Origin of the sequence: Burkholderia sp. SIMBA_062, from assembly GCF_046534765.1 — a bacterium.
GTDB classification, from domain to species: Bacteria; Pseudomonadota; Gammaproteobacteria; order Burkholderiales; family Burkholderiaceae; genus Burkholderia; species Burkholderia ambifaria.
The window spans coordinates 13,251-39,587 of the sequence record NZ_JAWRYD010000026.1 but is presented as its reverse complement, the minus strand read 5'-3'; the positions used below and the strand labels follow the sequence as shown (position 1 = coordinate 39,587).

The window sequence follows — 26,337 nt, the reverse complement described above, 5'->3', positions numbered from 1 at the left end:
TCAGCCTTTTCAAAGCACTATCAGAACACTGACGGCCGGCGGGCCCGAGCCGGGGCGCGCGCCGCCCCGCCTTGCCTCCTCCATCACGCCCATCACGCCCGTCTCGCCCGATAGCCACGCATCGGCCGCGCCGCCCGCCGCCCCCTTCGCACCGCCCAGTCCGGCCCGGCGCTCGGTCAAACGGTCGTTTCACCCACCGCGAACGGGCCGCCCGGCGGCCCTTCCCGGCCGATTTTTAACGTAGTCGTACACCAACGCGCCACTTTTGCGACAATGGCGGACTTTGATGCGCGCGCCGCAGCCGCGCGCCGCCGCCGAACGCCGCATAACCGCCTGCTTCCGATGTCGCTCCCCCATATCGATCTGCTGTACTCCCTGTCCGGCCTGTTCGTCGGCGTCCTCGTCGGCCTGACGGGCGTCGGCGGCGGTTCGCTGATGACGCCGATCCTCGTGCTGCTGTTCGGCGTCCACCCCGCGACGGCGGTCGGCACCGACCTGCTGTACGCGGCCGCGACCAAGGCGACCGGCACGCTCGTCCACGGGCTGAAGGGGTCGATCGATTGGCGCATCACCGGCCGGCTCGCGGCCGGCAGCGTCCCGGCCGCGGCCGTCACGCTGTGGGTGCTGCACACGCACGGCGTGAATTCGCCCGGCACCGCGCGGATGATCCAGTTGGTGCTCGGCATCGCGCTGCTGCTCACGTCGCTCGCGCTGATCTTCCGCCCGCAACTCACCGCGCTCGCCGCGCGCAACCCGCTCGTGCCGAGCCCCGCGCGCACGCTGTGGTCGACCGTGCTGACGGGCGCCGTGCTCGGCGTGCTCGTGTCGATGACGTCGGTCGGCGCCGGCGCGATCGGCGTCACCGTGCTGCTGCTGCTGTACCCGGCGCTCGCGACCACCCGCATCGTCGGGTCCGACATCGCGCACGCGGTGCCGCTCACGCTCGTCGCAGGCATGGGCCACTGGCTGCTCGGCTCGGTCGACTGGTCGATGCTGCTGTCGCTGCTGCTCGGCTCGCTGCCCGGCATCGTGCTCGGCAGCGTGCTGTCCGCGCGCGCGCCCGAGCGGCTGCTGCGCAATCTGCTCGCCGCGACGCTCGTCGCGGTCGGCGTGCGGCTCGTGCTCGCGTAACGACGCGGCCGGCGGTTCCCGCGCGCGGGACGCGCGGCTTGCGGCGCCTCGCGCGCCGGCACCCTCTCCGCAAAAAAACAGCCCGACCGGCCTGCGCCGATCGGGCTGTCGTCCATCCGGCGCCACGCGAACCCGCGCCGCCCGGCGCAAGACCGGGCCGCGCGGGCCGCTACGCGACGCTTACTGCCCCTGCTGCTTCAATTGCTGCTGCTTGAGCTGCTGCGTCCGCGCCGGCAGCTTCAGCACGCGCTGCAGCGCGGTACGGTTCGCGAGGATGCCGTCGTAGAAGTTGCCGAGGTCGCCCTTCAGCGCGGTCCGCGGCGCGTCATTCAGGTCGATCATGTGGCCCGACGGGCAGTTATTGGTCATCGCCGCCAGATCGCCGGCGGCAGCGTATTGCCGCCGCCGTGGTTCGCGCCGGTCGGGTCGGTGTGGCCGAAGTGTGGACGACAGCCCGGCTTCATCAACGCGGCACTGCGCATGCCGTCAGAGCGGCACGTCGATCGCGCCGGCGCCGGCCGTGATCGCGTTCGCGCCGGGCGACGTCGCGATCGGCGGCAGGTTCGCGCTCGTCAGCGCGGGTGCGGCGCCCGGCGTGCCGCCGCGCGGCACCGTGCGGATCACCTGCGACGGCGGCAGCGCGGCGCCGTTCTTCAGATGGCGCCACATCAGGTTCAGCGCCTGCAGGTTGTAGTAGTGGACCGGCACGAAGCGCGTATCGAAGCCCGCGACGGGCAGGAACGCGTCGAAGTGCTGCCCGTTCGTCACCTCGTAGAACACGAGCTGGCTGCGGCCGCCTTCGCTGATGCTGTTCTGCGCGACGTACGCGCGCGACGCGTGGTTCACCGGCACGAGCGCGTCGCTGCGGCCCTGCACGATGATCGCCGGCTTGCCCTGCAGGTTCGCGTTCACGCGCACGGCGTCGACGTTCGCCGGCATGTCGAGCATCCCGTTGGTCCACAGCTGGCGCAGGCACAGCGCGCCCGCGAAGCTCGCGTCGGGGGTCGCGAGCCGGTGATCGACGCCCGCGCCCGTGTTGAACACGAGGTCGATGCCGCCCGTCGGCGGCACGCCGTTGCCGACGCCGAAGATGGCCGGCATCGGCGACGCGGCGGGCGACGCGACCGTGCCGGTCGGCGCGCTGGTGGTCGCGAAGCTGAAATTGCACAGATTGTCGGTCACGCGCGAGCGCGTGTACGCGTTCGCATAGGTGACCGCGATCGCCGGAATCGCCTGCGAATCCCACATCGACGCCTGCAGCAGGTCGGAATCGGCGAGATAGCCGGCCGCATGCAGTTGCGCGAGCGCGTCGGCGGCCTGGCTCTGCGTATCGGCGCCCGACACGAGCCCCGCCGCGGCGAGCGTCGCGCAGCGCTGCGTGCGGATCGACTGCGTGGTGGCGGCCGGCAGCCCGCTCAGGTACGGCTCGCCCGCGAGCGACGCCGACGCGGCCGCGCACGGCTGCAGCAAGTTCGCGAGCGTCGCGTAGTCGGCGAGCGGCCGGCCGAACGACGGCGCCGGCTGGCCGCCCTCGCGCACGACCGCGTTGGGCGCCATCCGCACGTTGATCTGCGGCTCGCCGACCACGACCGCGGTGATCCAGCGGCGCGTGTCCTGCTCGGCCGCCGCGAGCGCCGCGCCGCCGCCGTTGCTGACGGACGCGGCGATCGTCGTGATGTCGCCCGGGTGGTAGCGCACGCCGTGATGCGAGCTGTCGAGCACCGGCCCGAACTGCTCGTTGAGCGCCCAGTACGCGAATTCGACCGCCTGCAGCGTCGCGTGCCCCCAGTCCTGCTCGGGATTCTGCTGCGAATGCGCGTGCTTGAACGCGTAGCGGTTCGGGAAGCGGCTGTTGAACGCGGCCAGGTCGCCGCTCGTCACGTTCGCGGTGAAGAGGCTGGCATTGCCGGCGAGCACCGCGTTCGCGAGCGTGCCGTCGATCAGCGTGATCGTGTCGGAGCCAAGCTCGTGCGCGCCGTTGCCGCCGCCCTTGTCGTTGTATGCGACCGCGCAGCCGCGTTTCAGGCCCCACTCGCCGGCCGCCGAAATCGCGCCGTACACGCCACGCGAACCCGACGACGTCGCGGTGACGATGCACGGCTGCGCGGGATCGAAGCTGGCGGGCACCTGCACGAGCAGCGTCACGTTCTTGCGGCCGCTGCCGTCGTCGGAGTACGCGAGATATTCGGTGCCGGGGATCTTGCCTTCGCCGAGCGTGGCGTTGCCGTCGAGGTCGACGTTCGGCCCCCAGAAGCGGCCGTAGCCGCCGTTCGCGCTCATGTCGACGAGCGCGCGATAGTTGGACCAGATCGCGAGCCGGCGCAGCTCGGCGCTCGTCGGCCGGGACGGATTCGCGAACGCGGGCGCCGTGGAGGCGAGGCCCGTCTTGCCGAGGCCGGCCGTCAGCAGGTCGTCGCTCGTGCCGTCATAGGCGGTCGTGCGCACGCTGCCGGACACGAAACCGGGCAACCGGTTGCGCTCGCCCGAATCGGCGTCGTTGCAGGCGCCGAGCAATGTGAGCGCGGCCAGCGCCGCGCAGAGAAGAATCCGAGTGCCCCACCCGTGCGTCGTCATTGTCGCCCCCTCTCAGTATCGATATCGCTATCGTCGCGCCGCTGCGTCGTGCGCGGCTCGCGGCCTGTCGGGAAAACACCGGGCCGCCCCTGATATTCCGCCCCGAAGGCAGTCCGCTGGGGAGATGCTCCCCGGAGGCCTGGCGCGCAGCGACAGGCTGGGGCACGCTGCGGCGCGAACGGCCCCCGGCATGCCGGGGACCGCCTGAAAGCGGGCGCGGGCGGCGTTGTCGCGCCGCCCGCCCCGTTTTATTGCTGCTGAACCGTCAGCTTGTTCGAGACCGACGTCACGCCGCTCACGCCCTTCGCTGCCTCTTCCGCCTTGTCGATCTGTGCCTGGTCGGGCACCGTGCCCTCCAGCGTGATCGCGCCGCCCTTCGAGCGCACGACGAGGTTCGCCACGTCGATGCCGCCTGCCTTCGTGATTGCCTTGCGCACCGCGTAGCCGAGCTTGCGGTTCGCCTTCTTCGCGGTCTTGGCCGCCGCCTTCGGCGAGCTCGCTGCCGCGGCCGGCGCTTCGGTGGCCGCCGTATCGCTGGACTGCGCGTATACGCTGCCCGTCAGACAGGCCGCCACGGCCGCAACACCCAACGCTCTCAACACGATCGACTTCATGCTATCTCCTTGTAACTCCTGAACGGCCGTGCACAGTACGGCCGGATACCCCCAATGGCAGCCGGCCCGCGCGCGAACGGGCGGGACGGCCGATGATTTCCACGGCGATGCGAGAGAGGCGACACGGGCCGGCAGCTGGCGCGCGCGAATGCGGGCCGGCCGGGCCGGGCAGCCGCCGGCCGGACGCGCCCGGTCTCATTGCGTGCCGGGTCGCGCGCGAATCGGGCGCGGCTGCGTCGCACAATGTAATCCAGCGCCCGCCGAAGCGCAAAGCTTTTGACGCGCGGGCAAGCGCCGCCGCGCGCCGCCGGCCGTCGGGGCCGGCCGGCCAAGCCCGCGCGACACGGCGGCGGATTCGCGCACGTCGGGGGAAACCGGGTACCATCGCCGCCAGAACATGCATCGTGCAGCGTCCGAGCCCGCCGTCATCGATGCGTCACGCCCGTGTCATCCGCCGCCGCCATGAAGCCAGCCAGCCCTCGCCCGCCCCGCCGCATCCTCGCCCGCTTCGTCGCGGTGTCGTGGCGCGACCTCGCGCTGTCGATCGGCCCCACCGTGCTGCTCGCGGCCACGGCGGTCTGGCTCGCGGTCAAGCTGATCCAGCCGGCGCCGCCGTCCACGCTCGTGATTTCGTCCGGGCCGCCCGGCAGCACCTACTGGAACGCCGCGCAGAAATACAAGGCGATCCTCGCGAAGAACGGCGTCACGCTCGACGTCGAGTCGTCCGAAGGATCGGCGCAGAACCTCGAGCGGCTGTCGAACCCGAACGCGCCGGTCGACGTCGGCTTCGTGCAGAGCGGCATCGGCCCGAAGGAGCGCGACGAGCACCTGGTCTCGCTCGGCAGCATCGGCTACGTGCCGCTCGCGATCATGTACCGCGGCCCGGTCGTCGCCCGCCTGTCCGACTTCAACGGCAAGCGGCTCGCGCTCGGCGCGGAGGGCAGCGGCGCCCGCGAATTGAGCCTGGCGCTGCTGAAGATGAACGGCATCGTGCCGGGCGGCTCGACCGAGCTGCTGCCGACCGCCGGCGAGGACGCCGCGACCGCGCTGCTCGACGGCAAGATCGACGCTGCTTTCCTGTCCGGCGACTCGACCCAGATCCCGGTGATGGCGAAGCTGTTCCGCGCGCCGGGCGTGCACGTGTACTCGTTCACGCAAGCCGAGGCGTACGCGCGGCGCTTTCCGTACCTGACCGCGATCACGCTGCCGATGGGCGTCTACGATCTCGGCCGCAACCTGCCGCCCGCCGACATCCACACGGTCGCGCCAACGATCGAGCTGGTCGCGCGCGACACGCTGCACCCCGCGCTGTCCGACCTGCTGATCGAGGCCGCGCGCGAGGTGCACGGCCACGCGACGATCCTGCAGCACGCGGGCGAATTCCCGTCCGCCGTCACGCGCGGCTTCCCGCTGTCGGACGACGCGGCGCGCTACTACAAGTCGGGCAAGACCTTCCTGTACCGGCGGCTGCCGTTTTGGGTCGCGAGTCTGGTCGACCGGATGCTCGTCGTGCTGGTGCCGCTGATCGTCGTGCTGATTCCGGGGCTGCGGCTGGTGCCGTCGCTGTACGGCTGGCGCGTGCGTTCGCGCATCTACCGCTGGTACGGCGCGCTGATCGCGCTCGAGCGCCGCGCGCTCGGCGAGCACACGGCCGAGGAGCGCGTCCAGCTGCTCGACGAGCTCGACGACATCGAGGAAGCCGTGAACCGGATGAAGATGCCGCTCGCGTACGCGGGGCAGTTCTACGTGCTGCGCGAGCACATCGGCTTCGTGCGCGAGCGCCTCACCGCGCACGAGCACGACGCCGCGTCGCGTACGTCGGGCACGTCTGGCACGCCCGGCGCCGGCCCCCCCGCGACGGCGGGAACCGGGGAGGCGTCGCCGCCGGCCGGCGCGCCCCCTCGGGCGACTCCCGGTTCCGCGTGAGCGGCCGATCCGCGATCATTGCTGCATCCGCGCCACCGCGCAACATGAAGGCCGCCGCCAGGCGCGCACGCCCCACCCTCTGGAGATCGCCATGACAACCGGCCCCGATACTGCCCAACCCGCCTGGTTCTACGACTTCGTGTCGCCGTTCTCCTACCTGCTGCTCGAACAGCTCGACAAATGGCCGGACGTGCCGTTCGAACCCGTCGCCGTGTCGCTGCTGGACCTGCAGCGCCACTGGGGACAACGCCCGAGCGCCGAGGTACCGGCCAAGCGCGTGTTCACGTACCGCCACGCGCTGTTTCGCGCCGAACAGCTCGGCATCCGCTTCAAGATGCCGCCCGCCCATCCGTTCGATTCCGACAAGGTGCTGCGCCTCGCGCTCGCGCTGCGCGCCGATATCGCGACCGTGCTGGAAATGTTCCGCTTCATCTGGCACGACGGCAACGATCCGTCGACGCCGGACGGCTTCGCCGCGCTGTGCGAACGCGTCGGCGTGAGCCACGGCGACGAGCTGATCGAATTCGAGGAAACGAGCGCGCAGTTGCGCCGCAACACCGACGACGCGATCGCGCTCGGCGTGTTCGGCGTCCCGACCTTCTGGATGAATCGGCAGCTGTTCTGGGGCGAGGACGCGCTGCCGATGGTGCTGTACTGCGCGCGCACGCCGAACTGGCTCGAGTCGCGCGAGGTCAAGCGGATCAGCACGCTGCCGAAGGGCCGCGCGTGATGGCCGGTATCACGCACGGCCACGCGCGGCTGCGGTAAGGTTACGCTTCCCCGAATCAGCCCGCCCCGATGGAAGACGACGACCGCACCGCCTCGCTCGATATCTGGCTCGTGCGCGTATTGCGCACGCTGCTGCTCGAGCGCAGCGTCACGCAGGCCGCGCTGCGGCTGAACCAGACCCAGCCCGCGATCAGCACCGCGCTGCGCAAGCTGCGCGACACGCTGAACGACCCGATTCTCGTGCGCGGCAAGTCGGGGATGGTGCCGACCGAATATGGCGCGTCGCTGCTCGGTGCGGCGTCGCGCGCGCTGCGCGAGGTCGACTTCATCGCGACGCCGCACGGCGACTTCGACCCGTCTTCCGCGCGGCGCACGTTTCGCGTCGCCGCGCCCGACTACCTGAACGATTTCTTCATGCCGACGCTGATCGAGCGCTTTCGCGACGCGGCGCCGCATGCGCGCCTGGAAATCGACTCGCTGAATCCCACGCTCGACCACGCGGAGGCGCTCGAAGCGGGCGCGCTCGACCTCGTGATCGGCAACTGGCCGAAGCCCGACCCGCACTTCGCGCGCCAGGACCTGTTCTCCGACACGATCGTGTGCCTGATGCGCGACGCGCATCCGCTCGCACGCGAGCCGCTTACGCGCGAAGCGTACGCGTCGGCCGCGCACGTCGCGCCGACGCCGTACACCGGCGACAAGCGCAACGCGATCGAGATCGGCCTCGCCCGCGCGCGCCTCACGCGGCGGATCGTGACGACGCTGCCGTACTTCGGGATCGTGCCGCAAGTGCTGCTGCAGTCGGACCTGATCTTCACGACGACGCGCCGCTTCGCGACGCACTATGCGCAGTTGCTGCCGCTCGTCGTCGTCACGCCGCCTGTGCCGTTCCCGCGCATCAAGAGCTACCTGCTCACGCACCCGCAGCCCGATCGGCCGACCGACATCGCGTGGCTGTGCGCGCTGATGCAGAGCGTGTCCGACGGGCTGACGGCCGCGCGCGGCCGCAAGCGCTGACCCGCGCGGGACGGCCCGCGCGAGATCATGCGGCGCGGCCGAAGCACATGCGCCGCGGCGACTGTTCCGTCAGGGCAAGCACGCGCAGTCAATCGCGCGCGGCGATCTCAGGCCGTGCAGAAGGTTTCCTGCAGATGGGTCCAGCGCACGATGCCTGCCGTGTCGCGTTCGAACATGGCGGTCGCGCGACGCGCGGGCAGTTCGCCCGACGCCGCCTGCTGCGCCTCGAGATAGGTGAGCACCGCATGCGACGCGTCGGCCGCGAGCACGCGGATATCCGACAGCGTGATGCGCAGCCCCGGCTTCGCGCCGCCCAGCGTCGCGAACAGCGCACGCATGCCGTCATGGTCGAACACGCGACCGTCGGTCATGATCATCGTGAAATCGGCGGAGAAAGTCGCGAGCAGCGCATCGAGCGCCGCGGGCGCGGTATCGGCGCCGGACAGCCAGCGCTCGATGGCGACGAGGCTCGCATCGAGCGCGTCGAGATAGACCTGACGATCGGACATGGAACTCGCACGGAAGACGCGCGGCCCGATGCCGCGCGATCCGTGCAGTGTAGGCAAAAACGCCCGGACGCGTGTCGGATGCAGCGGCCCGCGTCGTTACCGCGTGCAGCTCGCGTCGTCACGCACGCGGCCGGCCGCGGCCGCCTTCACATCGGCCACCGGCGTCCCCGAGCGTGCCTGCAGCAGTTCCGCGCAAACGGCCACCGCGATCGCGCCGGGGGCCTTGTCGACGATGCCCGCGACGCCGATCGGACACACCATCTCCGTGAGCCGCGCCGGATCGACGCCGCGCGCGGCGAGCCGGCGCTCGAACTTCACGCGCTTGGTGCGCGAACCGATCATCCCGAAGTACGCGAAGTCGCGCCGCCGCATGATCTGCGCGGCGAGCGAGAAGTCGAGCGCGTGGTTGTGCGTCATCACGAGGAAGTACGCGCCGGGCGGCGCCGCGTCGACGACGGCCTCCGGCGTGTCGGTCGGCTCCGGCTGCACGTTCGGCGGACATTCGTCCGGGAACAGTTCGTCGCGCGTGTCGACCCACTGCACGACGCACGGCAACGCGCCGAGCAGCGTGACGAGCGCGTGGCCGACGTGCCCCGCGCCGAACAGCACGACGTGCATCGGCGGCGGCGCGGCGCTCGCGCGGTTGCGCCGGCCGGTGCGTTGCGCGAACGTCTGCGCGGGTGACGCGCCGCACGCGCCGTCGCACCCGGCGACGGGCGCCTGCGACGCGGCATGCGGCGACGGAGCGGGCCCGTTCATGTCAGCCTCCGCCGGGCCGCCCCAAGGAGACTGACCGCCCCCTTGGGGAGCAGCGAACGCAGTGGCCATGGGCGTCGCTCCATCTCAGCCTGCCCGCGCGGCGCTCGCCGCACGCACCGCGTGCACCGCACGCAGGATCGACTCGCCGGTGGCCGGCCCGTCGAGCGGCGGATTCACCCGGTAGTCGCCGACCGCGGCAATGGCGTCGCGCACCGCGAAGAACACCGAGAACGGCAGCAGCAGCGGCGGCTCGCCGACGGCCTTCGAACGATGGATGCTGTCCTCCACGTTGCGGTTCTCGAACAGCCGCACGTTGAACTCGGGCGGCGTGTCGTTGACCGTCGGGATCTTGTACGTGGACGGCGCGTGCGTCATCAGCTTGCCGCCCGCGTTCCACCACAGCTCCTCGGTCGTGAGCCAGCCCATCCCCTGGATGAACGCGCCTTCGACCTGGCCGATGTCGAGCGCCGGGTTCAGCGACGCGCCGACGTCGTGCAGCGCATCGACGCGCAGCGTGCGCATCTCGCCCGTCAGCGTATCGATCACGACTTCCGACACGGCCGCGCCGTACGAGTAGTAGTAGAACGGCCGGCCCTGCAGCTTCGACTGATCCCAGTACAGCTTCGGCGTCGCATAGAAGCCGTCGGACCACAGCTGCACGCGCGCGAGATAGGCCTTCGCGATCACCTCGCCGAACGGCACGCTCGCGCCGCCGACCCACACGAAGTCGTTGCCGAACCTCACGTCGGCCGCATCGACCTTGCCGTCGCCGAACTGCTTCGCCGCGAACACCGCGAGCCGCTCGCGCAACTGGCGCGCCGCATCCTGCGCGGCCTTGCCGTTCAGGTCGGAGCCTGTCGATGCGGCCGTCGCGGACGTGTTCGCGACCTTGCTCGTGTCGGTCGCCGTCACGCGGATCCTGCCGAAGCGGATGCCGAGCTCGTGCGCGACGACCTGCGCGACCTTCGTGTTGAGCCCCTGCCCCATCTCCGTGCCGCCGTGATTCACGAGCACCGAGCCGTCGGTATAGATGTGCACCAGCGCGCCGGCCTGGTTGAAGTGCGTGACGTTGAACGCGATGCCGAACTTCACCGGCGTGAGCGCGATGCCCTTCTTCAGCACCGTGTTGCGGGCGTTGAATGCGCGCACGCCCGCGCGCCGCGCGCGGTAGTCGCTCGTCGCCTCGAGTTCGCCGAGCAGTTCCTGCAGCACGTTGTCCTCGACCGTCTGCCCGTAAGGCGTCACGTTGCGCTCGGTCTTGCCGTACAGGTTCGCGTAGCGGACGTCGAGCGGATCGCGGCCCAGCGCGCGCGCGATGTCGTCGAGGATGTACTCGATCGCGAACGCGCCCTGCGGGCCGCCGAAGCCGCGGAACGCGGTGTTCGACTGCGTATTGGTCTTGCCGCAGTAGCCGGCGATGTCGACGTCGCCGAGCCAGTACGCGTTGTCGAAGTGGCACACCGCGCGCGTCATCACCGGGCCCGACAAGTCGGCCGAGAAGCCGCAGCGCGACGTCATCTCGAGCGCGACGCCGTCGAGGCGGCCGTCGTCGTCGTAGCCGACGTCGAAGCGGTAATGGAAGTCGTGCCGCTTGCCGGTGATCAGCATGTCGTCGTCGCGGTCCGGACGCAGCTTCACCGGGCACAGCAGCTTCCATGCGGCGAGCGCCGCGCAGCATGCGAACAGGCCCGACTGCGATTCCTTGCCGCCGAAGCCGCCGCCCATCCGGCGACATTCGACCAGGACGTTGTGCGATGCGACGCCGAGCACGTGCGCGACGAGGTGCTGCATTTCGCTCGGGTGCTGCGTCGAGCAGTACACGTGCATCCCGTCGTCGTCCTTCGGCACCGCGTAGGCGATCTGTCCTTCCAGATAGAACTGCTCCTGGCCGCCGAGCCGCATCTCGCCCGACTCGCGATGCGGCGCGGCGGCCAGGCGCGCGGCCGCGTCGCCGCGCGCGAGCTTCAGCGGCGGGATCACGTAGGTTTCGGCCTGGCGCGCTTCCTGCGCGGTCAGGATCGCGGGCAGCTCGTCGTAGTCGACCTGCGCGCGGCGCGCGGCGAGCCGCGCGATGTCATGCGACGTCGCGACGACGATGAACATCGGCTGGCCGACGAACTGCACGATGCCTTTCGCGAGCACCGGGTCGTCGTGGATGATCGGGCCGCAGTCGTTGACGCCCGGGATGTCGTCGGCCGTGAACACGGCGACCACGCCCGGCGTCGCGCGCACCGCGTCGAAGTTCATCGACACGATCTTCGCGTGCGGCTTGGCCGACAACCCGAGCGCCGCGTGCAGCGTGCCCGCGACGATCGGGATGTCGTCGGTGTAGGTCGCGCGCCCGCTCACGTGCAGGTGGGCGGATTCGTGCGGGCGCGACACGTGCACCTGGGCGGCGTCGGCTTGCTGGTCGAGGGTGTTCAGGAACGGTTCTGCTTGCTGGTTCATGTTCGGTGTTCTCCGTCTTCAGACGCGCGCCGCGTCGGCATCGGCGTCGGCGCCGGCTTCGGCGGCCACTTCACGCACATTCACGGCTTGCGGCGGCAGCGGGTCGTGCGGGCGCGTCTCCAGCCAGAATCGGACCATCAGGTTCTTCGCGGTATCGAGGCGATACGTGCTCGTCGCGCGCATGTCGGAGAGCGGCTGGTAGTCGCGCTCGAGCGCCTGCATCGCGGCCTGCGCGGTGGCTTCGTGCCACTGCGCGCCGTCGAGCACGGCTTCCGTGTGGGTCGCGCGCTTCGGCGTCGCGGCCATCCCGCCGAACGCGACGCGCGGCTCGCGGATCGTGTCGCCGTCCGCGACGAACGCGAACGCCGCGCAGACGGCCGAGATGTCGGAGTCGAATCGCTTCGACACCTTGTAGGTGCGGAACTGCAGCTTCGCGCGCGCGCCGGTGCGGGTCGGCACCTTCAGGCCGACGACGAATTCGTGCGGCGCCATGTCCTTTTGCTGATAGCCGGTGTAGAGCGCCTCGAGCGGCAGTTCGCGCACCGTGTCGCCGCCGCGCAGCACGACGCGCGCGCCGAGCGCGATCAGGCCCGGCATCGAGTCGCCGATCGGCGAGCCGTTCGCGACGTTGCCGCCCATCGTCCCCGCGTTGCGGATCGGCAGCGACGCGAAGCGCTTCCACATTTCGGTCAGCTCCGGATACGTGCCGGCGAGTGCCGCATACGCGTTCTCGAGCGTCACGCCCGCGCCGATCTCGATCCAGTCGTCGCCGTGCGCGACGCGCTGCAGTTCGGCGATCTGGCCGACGTAGATCAGGTCGTCAAGCCGGCGCATCTGCTTGGTGACCCACAGGCCGATGTCGGTGCTGCCGGCGAGAATGCGCGCGTCGGGCCGCTCGATCTTCAGCGCGGCCAGCGCGTCGAGCGTGCGCGGCGCCGCGAAGCGCGCGCCGTCGCTCGTCGTGTAGTCGAACGTGTCGTCACGCTTGAGCGACGCGAGCGTGCGGGCGAGCGCGGCGGTGTCGACCGGCGCCACGGGCTGCGATGCACCTTCGCCGGCCGCGCCTTCGCCGGTCGCACCTTCGCCGGCCGCGTCGAACATCCGCACGGTCGCGTCGACGATCGGGCGATAGCCGGTGCAGCGGCACAGGTTGCCCGTCAACGCATCGGCGATCTCGGTGCGCGTCGGCACGTCCTTCGCCTTCGCGCACGCGCTGCCGCAAGCTTCGTGGCCGTGCTTCTCGTACAGCGCCCACATCGACATCACGAAGCCGGGCGTGCAGAACCCGCATTGCGACCCGTGGCAATCGACCATCGCCTGCTGCACCGGGTGCAGCGAACCGTCCGGCTGGCGCAGGTCTTCAACCGTCAGCAACGCGCGGCCGTCGAGCGTCGGCAGGAACTGGATGCAGGCGTTGACCGCCTTGAACGCGACCGTGCCCGCGTCGGTCAGCTCGCCGACGACGACCGTGCACGCGCCGCAGTCGCCTTCCGCGCAGCCTTCCTTGGTGCCGGTGCAGTGCGCATCCTCGCGCAGGTATTGCAGCACGGTGCGGGTGACGTCCGCGCCGCTGACTTCGCGGACCGCGTGACGATGGTAGAAGCGGATCGGCTCACTCATGTCTCTGTCGTTCTTCAAGGGGGCAAGGCGGCCTGCGCGGGGCGCTCGACCGACGTTTCTCTGACAGTTTGCACGCTATCACCATCAAATTTCCCAACCCATAGCCGATCACGCATGCGGCCCATATAACTGCCGCGATATGAGCGACGGAGCCGCCCGGCGGCCCCGCTCGCGCGTTGCCCCGCTTGGGTTTCGGGTCGGCCCACGCCGATCCGTCGGCGCTCCGTCCGCGACGAAACGGGGCGCGCTGAACTAAGCGGTACCTGCGGGAAAACCGGTTCCATGGGAAAATCCCGATTCCGTTTTACGCCAACTTCCGCTCCGCTTCGCTCATTCGTTCCGACCCCATGTCAACCGATTCCGCCACACCGCCGCGCAGCGGGTTCGCCGTCACGCTGCAAATCGTGTCCGTCGTCTGCTTCACGTTCATCTGCTACCTGACCATCGGCCTGCCGCTCGCCGTGCTGCCGGGCTTCGTCCATGACGATCTGGGCTTTTCCGCGATCGTCGCGGGCGGTGCAATCAGCGTCCAGTATTTCGCGACGCTCGCCTCGCGCCCGCTCGCGGGGCGCTTCGCCGATACGCTCGGGCCGAAGCAGACGGTGCTGCGCGGGCTGATCGGCTGCGGCGTGTCGGGCGTGCTGCTCCTGGTCGCGCTGCTGCTGGCCCATTGGCCGGTGGCGAGCCTCGTGCTGCTGGTCGCGAGCCGGCTCGTGCTGGGTGTCGGCGAAAGCCTGTGCGGCACGGGGGCGATCCTGTGGGGCATCGGCCGGGTCGGCGTCGCGCACAACGCGAAGGTGATCTCGTGGAACGGCATCGCGACCTACGGCGCGCTCGCACTCGGCGCGCCGGTCGGCGTGGCGATCGCGCATACGCTGAACCCGGCGCTGATCGGCGTGCTCGTGATCGCGCTCGCCGCGATCGGCTTCTACCTCGCACGCCTGATCGATGCCGTGCCGCTCGTGCATGGCGAGCGGATGTCGTATGCGAGCGTGTTCACCCGCGTGCTGCCGCACGGCCTCGGCCTCGCGCTCGGCTCGGCCGGTTTCGGCTCGATCGCGACCTTCGTCACGCTGTACTACGCGGCGCGCCACTGGCCGAACGCCGCGCTGTCGCTGACCGTGTTCGGCACGCTGTTCATCGGCGCGCGCCTGCTGTTCGCGAACACGATCAAGACCTACGGCGGCTTCCGCGTGGCGATCGTGTCGTTCGCGTTCGAATGCTCGGGCCTCGTGCTGCTGTGGCTCGCGCCCGTACCGCACGTCGCACTCGCTGGCGCCGCGCTGACCGGCTTCGGCTTCGCGCTGATCTTCCCGGCGCTCGGCGTCGAGGCCGTCTCGCTCGTGCCGCCCGCGAGCCGCGGCGCGGCGCTGTCCGCGTACTCGGTGTTCCTCGACCTGTCGCTCGGCATTACCGGCCCGCTCGCCGGTTATGTGGCCGGTGCGTTCGGCTATCCGCAGGTGTTCCTGTTCGCGGCCGTGGCCGCGGCGGCGGGTGTCGCGCTGTCGATGGTGCTGTATCAGCGGCAGGCGCGTGTTGCGGGGAGCGGCGCGGCGGCGTGAGCCGTGTCGCGGCCCCGGCCATGCCGGCCAGCGCGGCAACACATTGAAGTCCCGCCATACGCGGATGGCTTGGGGATGACGCCGGCACGCGGGGGCGCCCCTCACCGAGCGATTCGGTTCGGCACGACTGGGGCCAGGCATGGTCGCCGCGCCGAGGGCGCTGCGCCCCCGGCCGTGTCGATATCGAGAATCGCACCCGCGCCTTCGCCCGCATGCGCCTGCGTGCCCCTCATCACCTCCTGACACAACCGGCGGATTGAGCGCAGCCCCGAAGCAAAACCGAGTCGACCGCGCCAACCCGATCAGCCGCCGCCTCGGTCATACGCTCAGGCTCGCGCCGTCCTCGGAAACAACCGGCGCGTCAGGTCGAACGCGACCAGATTGCCGGCCAGCACGAGCAGCAGCCCGATCACCGCGAGCGGCGACCACTGATAGCCCTCGAAGACCGTCGACACGGCCAGCGCGACGATCGGAAACAGCACCGTGCAGTATGCGGCGCGCTCCGGCCCGATCCGCCCGACGAGGGTCAGGTACGCGGTGAACCCGATCACCGAGCCCGGCACGGCCAGATAGACGAGCGCGCCGAGATAGCGCGGGCTCGGGTCGATCGTGAACGGCAGCCCGGCCGCCGCGCTGCCGACCGTGAGGATCGCCGCGCCGATCAGCATCGCCCAGCCGTTGGTCGCGAGCGGGTGCAGACCCATCGACTGCATCCGGCTCGACAGCAGGTTGCCGGCCGAGAAGCACATCGTGCCCGCGAACGCGATCGCGAGGCCCGTCCAGGTCGCGCGATCGTCGAGGTGGCCGGCCATCTGTTGCCAGAACAGGCATGCCATGCCGGTCAGCCCGAGCAGCGCGCCGGCGATCGCGGACGGCCGCAGCGGGCGGCCCATGAACAGCCGGCCGTTGATCGAATTCAGCAGCGGCGCGGTCGAGAAGATCACGGCGACGAGGCCGCTCGGCACGACCTGCTCCGAATAGTAGAAGCACAGGAAATTGACGCAGAACAGCGCGACGCCCTGAGCGACGAGGTAGCGCCACGCTTCGCGCGGCGGACGCACCGGCCGGCGCATCACGCGCAGCAGCGCGAACAGCACGGCGGCGGCGAGCCAGAAGCGCCACGCGATCGACACGGGCGGCGGCACGGCGCCGAGCTGCCACTTGATCGCGATCCAGGTGGTGCCCCAGATCAGCACGGTGACGAAATAAAGCGACAGGTTCATGGCGGCAACGACGCGAAACGAGTGGAACGGGCTCCGACTATGCCGCCGCCCCGCCCGTGCGGATTGTCCGGAATTGCGGTCTTTTGGGCGGCGCCGCACGGCGCGCGTCGCGCCCGCTTATACTCGGCGCATCATGAGTTCGCCCCTGTACGCCCCACCCGTCGACCATTCGACCGCCCCTGCCGGCGGCGCGATGCCGTTCGGCCTGCAGTCGGTGTGCCGCACGCTTGCCGAGGCGAATGCGACGCTCGAGCGCTTCACGTGGCTCGGCGACCATCTCGCGATCGCCGAATGGACGCGCATCACCGACGAAAGCGAGACGATCTACGAACAGCCCGGCCACCACACGTTGTCGTGCTATCTCGACGGCGGTTACCGGACGGAGCGCGAACGCGTGCCGCGCTACGGCGCGCCGAGCCTGCTGTGCGCGCTGCCGGGCGACCATGAATCGCGCTGGTGGGTGCGCGGCGAGATGCACTTCATCCACCTGTACTTCCTGCCCGAGCACTTCACGCAGCGCGCGATCCGCGAGCTCGATCGCGAGCCGCGCGAGCTGAAGCTCGCCGACCGCACCTATTTCGAGGATGCGCGCGTCGCGGCGCAGTTCCGTTCGCTCGCGCTGGAGCGCTGGGACGATGCCGACGGGCGGCTGCGCGCGAACGAGGCCGCGCACGACGTGCTGAGCCTGCTGCTGCGCGGCCAGAGCACGACGCGCACCGACGTGCCGTTCCGCGGCGGGCTCGCGCCGGCCGTGCGCCGCCGCGTGCGCGACTATATCGACAGCTATCTGTCGCAGCCGCTGACGCTCGGCGAACTGGCGAACGTCGCCGCGCTGTCCGAATACCACTTCTCGCGGATGTTCCGGCTGTCGTTCGGCCGTGCGCCGCACGCATGGGTGGCCGAGCAGCGGCTCGCGCGGGCGCGCCTGCTGCTGCGCACGACGGCGTTGCCGCTCGCGCAGGTCGCGGCCGAATGCGGCTACGCGAACGCCGGCCACTTCAGCCATCGTTTTCGCGACGCGCACGGCACGACGCCGAACGCGTACCGGCGCGCGATGCAGGGCGGCTGAGGCCCGCGCGCCTTTCGACGGCCGGCGCCGCCGCGCGCATCGAGCGCCCTCGCCTCCCGCTTACGCGCCCCGCCGCGACAGTTCCTGCTCGAGCGCGGCCACGCCGGCCGGCAGGTCGACCGGCACCTTCAGATCGTCCATCGTGCGGCCGAACGCATGCAGCGTGCGGAACAGGTTGTGTTCGCGGCACTGTTCGCCCATCTGCCCGATCCGCACGATCGGCAGCCCGAACGAGCCCGAGATCTCGACCTGGTACTGCTTCGAGATATGGCCGCACACCATCCCGGGCGTGAGCCCCTCGGGCGTCTCGATCCCGACCACCGAATTGAGGCGGCACGCCTTCGGCGCATAGAGCGTAAGCCCCATCGCCTCGACGCCCGCCTGCAGCGCGAGCGAGCAGCGCAGGTGGCGCGCGAAGCGGCTTTCGAGCGTCTCCGCGCAAACGAGGCGCAGCGCCTCGTGCAGCGCGAGCACGCCCGACACCGGCGCCGTGTAGTGATAGCCCGCGTTGTGCCAGAAGTTCTCCGCGAGCGCCATGTCGAGGCACCAGTGCGCGTTCGGTTCCGGACGCTGCTTCATCCGGTTCCACGCGGCGTCGGAGAACGCGATCAGCGACACGCCGGGGATCGACGACAGCCCCTTCTGGCCGCCCGTGATCACCGCGTCGATGCCCCACGCGTCCATTTCGAGCGGCATCGTCGACAGCGTGCACACCGCGTCGACGACGACCAGCGCGCCGGCCGCCTTCGCGAGTGCCGCGATCTCGCGCAGTTCGCGGTTCCATACGGTGTTCGACGTCTCGCCCTGCACGATCGTGACGATCTCGGGCCGCTCGCGCGCGATGGCGTCCGCGATCTCGTCGAGGCTCGCGACCGCGCGGTCGGCCACTTCGAGCGTCGCGACGTCGGCGCCGACGCGCGTCGCCATCTCGGCCATCCGCGCGCTGAAGAAGCCGTTGCGGATCGACAGCACGCGCGTGCCGCGCCACGCGAGGTTCGAGATCGCCATTTCCATCGCGGCCGAGCCGGGGCCGGCGACGCCGAGCACCCATTTCGTGCGGGTCTGGAACACGTAGCGCGCCATCTCCTTCACCTGCTCGATGATCTTCGCCATCGTCGCGCCGAGGTGGTTGATCACGATCGTGTTCGCCTTCGCGACGGCGGCCGGGATCGGGACCGGGCCGGCCCCCATCATCAGCAGCGGTTCTTCGGGCAGGATCGCGTCGAGCGGCACGACGACAGGACAGGGAATCGGCGAATAATCGATGGACATGGCAGCAAAAGAGGAAGGAAGAAAACGCACGGACGTCGCCCGCCGCACGGCATGGCGAACTGATCGATCATTCCGCGTTCCGCGGCCGCGCGCAAGAGGCACCCGCGGCCGGACAGCGTGCCGGTGGCCCGGTCGCCGGACCGGGCCACCGGCCGCGCACCGTCGGACGACCGGGTTTCGTATTGGCCTGGCATTGCCGCGCACATGTGAAACGGTTCCATCGGGGGTTCGATCCCCCGATTTTCTCCGGCAATATTGGAGACGAGTGACGGATTCCCGCGTTCAGCACGGGGCACGTATCACCGGAATACCGGCCATCACGACAAAAATCGGGCAGGTGGAATCGATCCACGAAAACCGCGATCGGCGCGAAAACATCCATTATCGCAGCATCTATTGGTGTGCGATTTCACCCAATACCGGATCAGGCCGCCAAGGTTCGCGCACAACACATTGATTTACATCATAAATATTCAAATCGTAGGCGACACCCTTCAATACGCCCCAAGATATCCCGGGCGCACCCGCATGACCCCGATTCGTTAAAGCGATACCCGTGATTGCGATTTTACGCAACCCGCCCTTTTTCGCAGGTTGACGGATAACGCTTCCGTAATGAACAATCGTCTGCAGAATGGAAAACCGATTTTTTCGATACGAACGAGAACCGGGTGTCGCGCGCCGGTTTTCCAGGTCGTGCAACGAAAAAATCACAACCGATATCAATCAACCGGGCCAGAAATTCGCGAGCCATGAACCAGATTCAGACCATGCGTGTGTTCGTCTGCGTCGCCGAGCAGCAGAGCTTCCGCCGCGCGGCGCACCATCTAGGCGTGTCCAATGCGCTCGTTACGCGTTCGATAGCGATGCTCGAGTCTCACCTGAACACGCGGTTGATCCACCGCACCACGCGCAACCTGTCGCTGACCGAGGCCGGCCTGCGCTACCTCGACGGCTGCCGCGCGCTGCTCGAGGAATTCGATCATCTCGAGGCATCCGTCGCGCATGCGGTGCGCGAGCCGGCCGGCACGCTGCGGGTCGTCGCGTCGGGCCTGCTGTCGCCACTCACGCTGACGCCGCTCGTCAGCGGCTTCCGGCACCGCTACCCCGAGCTGCGGGTGCAGCTCACCGTCGCCGAAGGGCCGCTCGACGTGCTCGAGTCGGGCTACGACGTCGGCATCGTGAGCGGCAACCGGCTCGACGGCAACCCGACGCTGATCGGTCACGCACTCCCGGCGGCCCCGTTCGTCGCCTGCGCGGCGCCCGCGTATCTCGAACGGCGCGGCGAGCCGCGCGCACCCGACGACCTGCCGGGCACGACTGGGTCGCACTCGCGCCGCACCAGCATGCGCCCGCGTGGCGGCTGGTCGGCCACGACGGCGCAACGCATTCGATCACGCTGCGCCCGACCTGTACGGTCAATCAGCTGGCGCTCGTGCACGCGGCGGCCGTCGCCGGGTCCGGCATCGTGGTGCTGCCCGAGCCGTGCGTCGCCGACGCGCTCGCCACCGGCACGCTCGTGCGGCTGTTGCCCACCTACCGGATCGACGATCCGGACGCGCAGCTGTCGCTCGTCTACCCGAACCGGCAGTACGTGCCGGCCCGCACGCGCAGCTTCATCGAGCACGCGCTCGAGCATTTCGGCGTGCAGGCGGCTCGCGAGCCGAGCGGCTACAGCTTCCTGCGCACGCCCGATCGCGTCGATATCGTCACGGGCCGGCAGACGGGCCTGCAGTAAACTGCACGCGACAGCCATTGGAGGTGCAGCGTGCGCGTGATCCTGTTCAGCAGCCGGCAGTACGACGACGAATCGTTTACCGCCGCCAACCGGCAGTTCGGCTATCGGCTGCACTTCCAGCCGTCGCACCTCGACGCGGAAACCGCGATCCTCGCGCACGGCTATGAAGTCGTGTGTCCGTTCGTCAACGACACCGTCGATGCGGCCGTGCTCGAACGGCTCGCCGACGGCGGCACGCGCCTGATCGCGCTGCGCTCGGCCGGGTTCAACCACGTCGACCTGGCCGCCGCCGAGCGGCTCGGCATCGCGGTCGTGCGGGTGCCGGCCTATTCGCCGCATGCGGTGGCCGAACACGCGGTCGCGCTGATCCTCGCGCTCAACCGCAGGCTGCCGCGCGCGGTCGCGCGCACGCGCGAAGGCGACTTCTCGCTGAACGGCCTGCTCGGCTTCGACCTGCACGGCAAGACCGTCGGCGTGATCGGCACCGGCCTGATCGGCCGCGTGTTCGCGAAGATCATGATGGGTTTCGGGATGCACGTGCTCGCGCACTCGATGCCGCCGTACGACGACGAGCTGATCGCGTTCGGCGCGCGCTACGTCGAGCTCGACGAGTTGCTGCACCATGCCGACATCGTCAGCCTGCACTGCCCGCTGCTGCCGTCGACCCACCACCTGATCAACGCGAAGACGCTCGCGCGGATGAAGCACGGCGCGATGCTGATCAATACCGGCCGCGGCGGCCTCGTCGACGCGCAGGCGCTGGTCGACGCGCTCAAGAGCGGCCAGTTGGGCCATCTCGGGCTCGACGTGTACGAGGAGGAAAGCGGCCTCTTCTTCGAGGATCACTCCGACCTGCCGCTGCAGGACGACGTGCTCGCGCGCCTGCTGACGTTCCCGAACGTGATCGTCACGTCGCATCAGGCGTTCTTCACGCGCGAGGCGCTCGCCGAGATCGCGCACACGACGCTGCTGAACATCGAGGCATGGCACGCGGGCGCGCCCGCGAACGTCGTGACGGCGAATCGCTGAGAAATCGACAAAATCCTGGCGTTTGGCGGCCCCCGCCGATACCGCAATCGTTTGCTTCTGATCATTGCAGCGAACCCCACCTTTTTCATCAACAATTCCACGTGTTGTTTCGAATGAAGTAACGATTCCCGCGCGCGGTCTGCTATCGTTGCGCCGACGTTCCTCCGCTTTCGCTCCCGCTCATGCGTTTCGACGATTCCGACATCGCCGCCGTCTACCGCGCCATCTTCGAACGGCGCGACATGCGCCACTTCACGCCGGCGCCCGTCGATCCGGCCGTGCTCGCGCGCCTGCTGCGCGCGGCGCACCATGCGCCGAGCGTCGGTTTCATGCAGCCGTGGCGCTTCATCCGCATCACCGATCCCACATTGCGCAGCGCGATCCACGCATTGGTCGAGGCCGAGCGCCGCGCGACCGCCGACGCGCTCGGCGAGCGGCAGGACGAATTCATGCGGCTGAAGGTCGAAGGCGTGCGCGAATGCGGCGAATTGCTGGTCGTCGCGCTCACCGACGATCGCGAGCGCCACGTGTTCGGCCGCCGCACGCTGCCGGAGATGGACTTGGCGTCCGCCGCGTGCGCGATCCAGAACATGTGGCTCGCCGCGCGCGCCGAAGGGCTCGGGATGGGCTGGGTGTCGCTGTTCGACGTCGACGCGCTGCGCACGCTGCTCGGGATGCCGGCCGGCGCGAAACCGATCGCCGTGCTGTGCATCGGGCATGTCGATGCGTTCTATGCGAAGCCGATGCTGGAAGAAGAGCGCTGGGCCGCGCGGATGCCGATCGACGCGTGCCTGTTCGAAAACGGCTGGGACGCGCCGGCCACGCAGGCCGCCGATCGTGAGGCAAACTCCGGCACGAGCGCCGGATCTTCGCCGTCGCCCGCGGTTTCCGCCGCGGACCACCTCTCCGACTCGACACCCACCGCGGCGCCTCGCTGCCGCTGACCGAGCGCACGACGCGTGGAACGCCGCGACACCGGCGTTGCTCCGGCCCGATATTCAGCCATGCCGCCGCCGCTGTCGAACCCACCGCCGAATCCGGCCGGACACGCATGACGCGCGGCGGCCCGGCCTCGCGCCACGGCGTTCGTTGCGCACGCAACCGCAACCGATCCTGACGGCCTTCATGGACCTTTCAAGGGCCGCGGTGTAGCATCGCGGCCGATGAAAGCCATTCTCAATCGTGATTTCCTCGCACTGATCCTGAGCGTCGCGGTGGTCGGCCTCGGCACCGGCGCCACGCTGCCGCTTACCGCACTCGCGCTGACCGAAGCCGGACACGGCACCAACGTCGTCGGCATGCTGACGGCCGCGCAGGCGCTCGGCGGCCTCGCGATCGTCCCGTTCGTCACCGCGCTCGCGCGGCGCATCGGCGCGCGCCGCGCCATCGTCGTGTCGGTCGTGCTGCTCGCCGCGGCCACCGTGCTGATGCAGTTCACGTCGAACCTGATCCTGTGGGGCGTGCTGCGGGTGCTGTGCGGCGCCGCGCTGATGCTGCTGTTCACGATCGGCGAAGCATGGGTCAACCAGCTCGCCGACGATTCGACGCGCGGCCGCGTGGTCGCGATCTACGCGACCAACTTCACGCTGTTCCAGATGGCGGGCCCCGTGCTCGTCAGCCAGATCGCCGGCGCGACGAGCATCCGCTTCGCGCTGTGCGGCGCGCTGTTCCTGCTCGCGCTGCCGACGCTCGCGACGATCCGGCGCGCGCCGCTCGCCGGCGACGATGCGCATCACGCCGCGCACGACAGCTGGCTCGCCGTGCTGCCGCGCATGCCCGCGCTGATCATCGGCACCGGCTTCTTCGCGCTGTTCGATACGCTCGCGCTGTCGCTGCTGCCGCTCTACGCGATGGATCACGGCGTCGCGAGCGCGACCGCCGTGCTGCTCGCGTCGATCATGCTGTTCGGCGACACCGCGATGCAATTCCCGATCGGCTGGCTCGCGGACAAGCTCGGCCGCGAACGCGTGCACCTCGGCGCCGGCTGGATCGTGCTCGCGGGCCTGCCGCTGCTGCCGTTCGTGATCGCGAATCCGTGGCTGTGCTGGCCGCTGCTGTTCGTGCTCGGCGCGGCGGCCGGCAGCATCTACACGCTGTCGGTCGTCGCGTGCGGCGAACGCTTTCGCGGCGCGGCGCTCGTCACCGCGAGCTCGCTCGTGTCGGCGTCGTGGAGCGCCGCGAGCTTCGGCGGCCCGCTGGTTGCGGGCGCATTGATGGAGCAACTGGGCAGCAACGCGCTGGTTGGCGTGCTGGTCGCGTGCGTCGCCGCGTTCGTCGCGGCCGCGCTGTGGGAACGACGCGCCGCGTTGCAGCGCGCGGTCTGACGCCGGCACGGACGCTGTCGCTGTCGCTGTCGCTGTCACGCAGCGTCCACACCGGTACGTGCGAGCGCATATGCACCGCCACCCGCTCGCACAACGCAAACGGCCCGCGCGATGCGGGCCGCCCTGTCCTTGCGGATCACACGGGACGTGTCACGCGCTCCGCGCGGGCAGAATCTTGCCCGCACATGCGCCGAAGCCGACGCGATAACCGTCGCCCTGGCACCAGCCCGCGATCGTGAGCTCGTCGCCGTCCTCAAGGAACGTGCGGCTGCCGCCGCCGTTCAGCGCGAGCGGCTCCTTGCCGTTCCACGTCAGTTCGAGCAGGCTGCCGAACGAATCCTTCGTCGGCCCGCTGATCGTCCCCGAACCCATCAGGTCGCCGACGCGCGTGTTGCAGCCCGCGACCGTGTGATGCGCGAGCTGCTGCGCCATCGTCCAGTACATGTGCTTGAAGTTGGTGCGGCAGATCGACGTCGCTTCGGCCGCCCCTTGCGCGCGCAGCGTCACTTCGAGCGCGATGTCGAACGCATGCTTGCCCGCGTGGCGCAGGTACGCGAGCGGCTGCGGCGACTGCTCGGGCTGCGCGACGCGGAATGGTTCGAGCGCATCGAGCGTGACGATCCACGGCGAGATCGTCGTCGCGAAGCCCTTCGAATTGAACGGGCCGAGCGGCACGTATTCCCACTGCTGGATGTCGCGCGCGCTCCAGTCGTTCAGCAGCACCATCCCGAAGATGTGCGCTTCGGCGTCCTCGCACGCGATCGGTTCGCCGAGCGCGTTGCCGCGGCCGACGATGAAGCCCGTCTCGAGTTCGAGGTCGAGCCTGCGGCACGCGCCGAACACCGGGCGCTCCGCATCCGGCAGCTTCAGTTGCCCGCTCGGGCGCCGCACCGGCGTGCCGCTCACGACCACCGACGACGCACGGCCGTTGTAACCGATCGGCATCTCCGACCAGTTCGGCATCAGCGCGTTCTTCGGATCGCGGAACATCGAGCCGACGTTGGTCGCATGCTCCTTCGACGAGTAGAAATCGGTGTAGCCGGGAATGTCGACCGGCAGATGCAGCGTCGCGTCGCGCTGCGCGACGAGCACCTGCGCGCGCAGTGCCGCGTCATCGCGCAGCCGCGCGTCGTCGCGCGAGAACAGCTGCGACAGCTGCACGCGCACGCTGCGCCACGCATCGCGGCCGAGTGCGATGAACGGGTTGAGCGTCGGCGCGGCGAACACGTCGGCGCCGGCCGGCAGCGTCACGAGGCCCGCCCGCGCGAGCGCGGCGAGATCGACGATCTGGTCGCCGAGCGCGACGCCCGCGCGGCGCGCCGCCTGCTTCGCATCGCTGAAGATCCCGAACGGCAGGTTCTGGATCGGGAAATCGCAGGCGGGATCGTTCGCCGACTCGACCCAGCTCTTGCGAGCCGGATCGAGTGTCGCGCGCCAGTCTTGGGTATCGCTCATTGTTGCTCCGGATTGAAGTGTTTCCTGATGCCTTGCCAGCATTCGAAGTAGTCAGCCTGCAGCTGCGCGGTGTCGAGCGCGTAGCGCGTCGGACGGATCAGCGTGCGGGTTTCGAACATGAACGCCATCGTCGCGTCGACCTTGTGCGGCTTCGTCGTGTCGCCCGCCGACGCCTTCTCGAACGTATCCGCGTCGGGCCCGTGCCCCGACATGCAGTTGTGCAGGCTCGCGCCGCCCGGCACGAAGCCCTCGGCCTTCGCGTCGTACGCGCCGTGCACGAGCCCCATGAACTCGCTCGCGACATTGCGATGGAACCACGGCGGCCGGAACGTATCCTCGGCCGCGAGCCAGCGTGGCGGGAAGATCACGAAGTCGATCGCGTCGACGCCCGGCGTGTCGCTCTGCGACTGCAGCACGAGGAAGATCGACGGATCCGGATGGTCGAAGCTGATCGAGCCGATCGTGTTGAACAGGCGCAGGTCGTATTTGTACGGCGCGTAGTTGCCATGCCAGGCGACGACGTCGAACGGCGAATGGCCGATATCCGCGCGCCACAGGCGCCCGTTCAGCTTCGCGACCAGCTCGAACGCGCCCTCGCGATCCTCGTACGCGGCCTGCGGCGTCAGGAAATCGCGCGGGTTCGCGAGCCCGTTCGAGCCGATCGGGCCGAGGTCCGGCAGGCGCAGCAGCGCGCCGAAGTTCTCGCAGATGTAACCGCGCGCGTCACCGTCCGGCAGCGCGACGGAAAAACGCACGCCGCGCGGGATCACCGCGATCTCGAACGGCTCGACGTCGAGCCGGCCGAATTCGGTCGCGATGAAGAGCCGCCCCTGCTGCGGCACGATCAGCAGCTCGCCGTCGGCGCTGTAGAAGAAACGGTCCTGCATCGAGCGGTTCGCCGCATACAGGTGTATCGCGCAGCCGTTCATCGCGGCCGCCGAGCCATTGCCGGCCATCGTCACGAGCCCGTCGACGAAATCGGTCGGCTCGACCGGCATCGGCAGCGGATCCCAGCGCAGCTGGTTCGGTGGCGTCGGCGGCACGTCGACCGAGTCGCCGAATTCCGACACGAGCCGCTGCGGGCCCGTGAACGGCTCGAACGGCCGGTGCACGGCCGCCGGCCGGATCCGGTACAGCCACGAGCGGCGGTTGTGGCCGCGCGGCGCGGTAAACGCGGTGCCCGACAGCTGCTCCGCATACAAGCCGTACGGCGCGCGCTGCGGCGAATTGCGGCCGTGCGGCAGCGCGCCGGGCAGCGCTTCGGTCGCGAATTCGTTCGCGAATCCGCTCAGGTAGCCGGCTCTCGCCGGTGTAGACAGGTCAAGCGTCATCGTTTCC

The 26,337-nt window shown here is 69.7% G+C and carries 19 protein-coding genes and 2 pseudogenes; 10 read left to right on the top strand and 11 right to left on the bottom strand.

The genetic code is table 11. From position 1 onward, the window contains the following. The first annotated feature begins 342 nt into the window (after positions 1-342). On the top strand, positions 343-1,131 hold the full coding sequence (locus SB786_RS25255) for a sulfite exporter TauE/SafE family protein (RefSeq protein WP_410729863.1): 789 nt from the start codon (positions 343-345) through the stop codon (positions 1,129-1,131). Between the two features lie 180 nt (positions 1,132-1,311). On the opposite strand, the pseudogene SB786_RS25250 reads toward SB786_RS25255, so the two are convergent. The 3 genes and pseudogenes from SB786_RS25250 to SB786_RS25240 form a co-directional block, all read right to left on the bottom strand. After that, positions 1,312-1,571 (bottom strand): annotated as a pseudogene (locus SB786_RS25250) (peptidase S1); the annotation flags it as partial. Positions 1,572-1,617: 46 nt separating this feature from the next. After that, positions 1,618-3,705, bottom strand: a complete 2,088-nt coding sequence (locus SB786_RS25245; RefSeq protein ID WP_410729861.1) for a D-(-)-3-hydroxybutyrate oligomer hydrolase — start codon at positions 3,703-3,705, stop codon at positions 1,618-1,620. 248 nt (positions 3,706-3,953) lie between these two features. Further along, positions 3,954-4,319, bottom strand: coding sequence for a BON domain-containing protein (locus SB786_RS25240; RefSeq protein ID WP_006759602.1), 366 nt, complete (start codon positions 4,317-4,319; stop codon positions 3,954-3,956). A gap of 462 nt (positions 4,320-4,781) precedes the next feature. Between SB786_RS25240 and SB786_RS25235 the strand changes: the two genes are divergently transcribed. The 3 genes from SB786_RS25235 to SB786_RS25225 all read left to right on the top strand — a co-directional run bounded on the left by SB786_RS25235 (position 4,782) and on the right by SB786_RS25225 (position 7,991). Further along, positions 4,782-6,245 (top strand): TAXI family TRAP transporter solute-binding subunit, encoded by a 1,464-nt coding sequence (locus SB786_RS25235; RefSeq protein ID WP_410729860.1) that lies wholly within the window; start codon positions 4,782-4,784, stop codon positions 6,243-6,245. A 91-nt stretch (positions 6,246-6,336) separates the two neighbouring features. After that, complete coding sequence (locus tag SB786_RS25230) at positions 6,337-6,975, top strand: 2-hydroxychromene-2-carboxylate isomerase (protein WP_006759399.1); 639 nt, start codon at positions 6,337-6,339, stop codon at positions 6,973-6,975. A gap of 68 nt (positions 6,976-7,043) precedes the next feature. Next, positions 7,044-7,991 carry a LysR family transcriptional regulator gene (locus SB786_RS25225; RefSeq protein ID WP_410729858.1) on the top strand — a complete coding sequence of 316 codons (948 nt, stop codon included), beginning with the start codon at positions 7,044-7,046 and terminating at the stop codon, positions 7,989-7,991. A 107-nt stretch (positions 7,992-8,098) separates the two neighbouring features. On the opposite strand, the gene SB786_RS25220 is transcribed toward SB786_RS25225, so the two are convergent. From SB786_RS25220 to xdhA, 4 genes are all read right to left on the bottom strand, one after another. Continuing rightward, a complete protein-coding gene (locus SB786_RS25220; RefSeq protein ID WP_410729857.1) occupies positions 8,099-8,500 on the bottom strand; it encodes a polyketide cyclase in 402 nt (133 codons plus the stop codon). A gap of 96 nt (positions 8,501-8,596) precedes the next feature. After that, the gene (gene xdhC / locus SB786_RS25215; RefSeq protein WP_410729856.1) at positions 8,597-9,259 is read right to left on the bottom strand and encodes a xanthine dehydrogenase accessory protein XdhC; all 663 of its coding nucleotides are present in this window, start codon (positions 9,257-9,259) and stop codon (positions 8,597-8,599) included. An 84-nt stretch (positions 9,260-9,343) separates the two neighbouring features. Then, on the bottom strand, positions 9,344-11,707 hold the full coding sequence (gene xdhB / locus SB786_RS25210; RefSeq protein ID WP_410729855.1) for a xanthine dehydrogenase molybdopterin binding subunit: 2,364 nt from the start codon (positions 11,705-11,707) through the stop codon (positions 9,344-9,346). An 18-nt stretch (positions 11,708-11,725) separates the two neighbouring features. Next, positions 11,726-13,327 (bottom strand): xanthine dehydrogenase small subunit, encoded by a 1,602-nt coding sequence (gene xdhA, locus SB786_RS25205; protein WP_410729854.1) that lies wholly within the window; start codon positions 13,325-13,327, stop codon positions 11,726-11,728. Between the two features lie 347 nt (positions 13,328-13,674). Here xdhA and SB786_RS25200 point away from each other — a divergent pair, with 347 nt between their 5' ends. Continuing rightward, a complete protein-coding gene (locus tag SB786_RS25200; RefSeq protein ID WP_410729853.1) occupies positions 13,675-14,889 on the top strand; it encodes an MFS transporter in 1,215 nt (404 codons plus the stop codon). Between the two features lie 326 nt (positions 14,890-15,215). Here SB786_RS25200 and SB786_RS25195 read toward each other — a convergent pair whose 3' ends face one another. After that, positions 15,216-16,112 (bottom strand): DMT family transporter, encoded by an 897-nt coding sequence (locus tag SB786_RS25195; RefSeq protein ID WP_410729852.1) that lies wholly within the window; start codon positions 16,110-16,112, stop codon positions 15,216-15,218. A 133-nt stretch (positions 16,113-16,245) separates the two neighbouring features. On the opposite strand from SB786_RS25195, the gene SB786_RS25190 reads away from it, so the two are divergent. Beyond that, positions 16,246-17,181, top strand: a complete 936-nt coding sequence (locus SB786_RS25190; protein ID WP_011656094.1) for a helix-turn-helix domain-containing protein — start codon at positions 16,246-16,248, stop codon at positions 17,179-17,181. Between the two features lie 60 nt (positions 17,182-17,241). Here SB786_RS25190 and SB786_RS25185 read toward each other — a convergent pair whose 3' ends face one another. Next, positions 17,242-18,453 carry a pyridoxal-phosphate-dependent aminotransferase family protein gene (locus tag SB786_RS25185; protein ID WP_006759408.1) on the bottom strand — a complete coding sequence of 404 codons (1,212 nt, stop codon included), beginning with the start codon at positions 18,451-18,453 and terminating at the stop codon, positions 17,242-17,244. Between the two features lie 752 nt (positions 18,454-19,205). On the opposite strand from SB786_RS25185, the pseudogene SB786_RS25180 reads away from it, so the two are divergent. From SB786_RS25180 to SB786_RS25165, 4 genes and pseudogenes are all read left to right on the top strand, one after another. Further along, positions 19,206-20,191: pseudogene (locus SB786_RS25180) on the top strand (LysR family transcriptional regulator). A gap of 30 nt (positions 20,192-20,221) precedes the next feature. Further along, entirely contained in the window at positions 20,222-21,220 is a 999-nt protein-coding gene (locus tag SB786_RS25175; RefSeq protein WP_410729851.1) for a 2-hydroxyacid dehydrogenase, read from the top strand. A gap of 182 nt (positions 21,221-21,402) precedes the next feature. Continuing rightward, entirely contained in the window at positions 21,403-22,164 is a 762-nt protein-coding gene (bluB, locus tag SB786_RS25170) for a 5,6-dimethylbenzimidazole synthase (protein ID WP_410729850.1), read from the top strand. A gap of 219 nt (positions 22,165-22,383) precedes the next feature. After that, the gene (locus tag SB786_RS25165) at positions 22,384-23,544 is read left to right on the top strand and encodes an MFS transporter (protein WP_410729848.1); all 1,161 of its coding nucleotides are present in this window, start codon (positions 22,384-22,386) and stop codon (positions 23,542-23,544) included. 150 nt (positions 23,545-23,694) lie between these two features. Here SB786_RS25165 and fahA read toward each other — a convergent pair whose 3' ends face one another. Next, positions 23,695-24,999 carry a fumarylacetoacetase gene (gene fahA / locus SB786_RS25160; RefSeq protein ID WP_410729847.1) on the bottom strand — a complete coding sequence of 435 codons (1,305 nt, stop codon included), beginning with the start codon at positions 24,997-24,999 and terminating at the stop codon, positions 23,695-23,697. Next, a complete protein-coding gene (gene hmgA, locus SB786_RS25155; RefSeq protein ID WP_410729846.1) occupies positions 24,996-26,330 on the bottom strand; it encodes a homogentisate 1,2-dioxygenase in 1,335 nt (444 codons plus the stop codon). The genes fahA and hmgA overlap by 4 nt, the downstream gene beginning before the upstream one ends. Positions 26,331-26,337 lie beyond the last annotated feature (7 nt).

Coding starts and splice junctions, on each gene's coding strand:
- SB786_RS25195 (WP_410729852.1), bottom strand. CDS start 16,112: ATGAACCTGTCGCTTTATTTCGTCACCGTGCTGATCTGGGGCACCACC.
- xdhB (WP_410729855.1), bottom strand. CDS start 11,707: ATGAACCAGCAAGCAGAACCGTTCCTGAACACCCTCGACCAGCAAGCC.
- SB786_RS25235 (WP_410729860.1), top strand. CDS start 4,782: ATGAAGCCAGCCAGCCCTCGCCCGCCCCGCCGCATCCTCGCCCGCTTC.
- SB786_RS25240 (WP_006759602.1), bottom strand. CDS start 4,319: ATGAAGTCGATCGTGTTGAGAGCGTTGGGTGTTGCGGCCGTGGCGGCC.
- SB786_RS25245 (WP_410729861.1), bottom strand. CDS start 3,705: ATGACGACGCACGGGTGGGGCACTCGGATTCTTCTCTGCGCGGCGCTG.
- SB786_RS25185 (WP_006759408.1), bottom strand. CDS start 18,453: ATGTCCATCGATTATTCGCCGATTCCCTGTCCTGTCGTCGTGCCGCTC.
- SB786_RS25225 (WP_410729858.1), top strand. CDS start 7,044: ATGGAAGACGACGACCGCACCGCCTCGCTCGATATCTGGCTCGTGCGC.
- SB786_RS25190 (WP_011656094.1), top strand. CDS start 16,246: ATGAGTTCGCCCCTGTACGCCCCACCCGTCGACCATTCGACCGCCCCT.
- xdhC (WP_410729856.1), bottom strand. CDS start 9,259: ATGAACGGGCCCGCTCCGTCGCCGCATGCCGCGTCGCAGGCGCCCGTC.
- SB786_RS25230 (WP_006759399.1), top strand. CDS start 6,337: ATGACAACCGGCCCCGATACTGCCCAACCCGCCTGGTTCTACGACTTC.
- fahA (WP_410729847.1), bottom strand. CDS start 24,999: ATGAGCGATACCCAAGACTGGCGCGCGACACTCGATCCGGCTCGCAAG.
- SB786_RS25200 (WP_410729853.1), top strand. CDS start 13,675: ATGTCAACCGATTCCGCCACACCGCCGCGCAGCGGGTTCGCCGTCACG.
- bluB (WP_410729850.1), top strand. CDS start 21,403: ATGCGTTTCGACGATTCCGACATCGCCGCCGTCTACCGCGCCATCTTC.
- hmgA (WP_410729846.1), bottom strand. CDS start 26,330: ATGACGCTTGACCTGTCTACACCGGCGAGAGCCGGCTACCTGAGCGGA.
- SB786_RS25255 (WP_410729863.1), top strand. CDS start 343: ATGTCGCTCCCCCATATCGATCTGCTGTACTCCCTGTCCGGCCTGTTC.
- SB786_RS25165 (WP_410729848.1), top strand. CDS start 22,384: ATGAAAGCCATTCTCAATCGTGATTTCCTCGCACTGATCCTGAGCGTC.
- SB786_RS25220 (WP_410729857.1), bottom strand. CDS start 8,500: ATGTCCGATCGTCAGGTCTATCTCGACGCGCTCGATGCGAGCCTCGTC.
- xdhA (WP_410729854.1), bottom strand. CDS start 13,327: ATGAGTGAGCCGATCCGCTTCTACCATCGTCACGCGGTCCGCGAAGTC.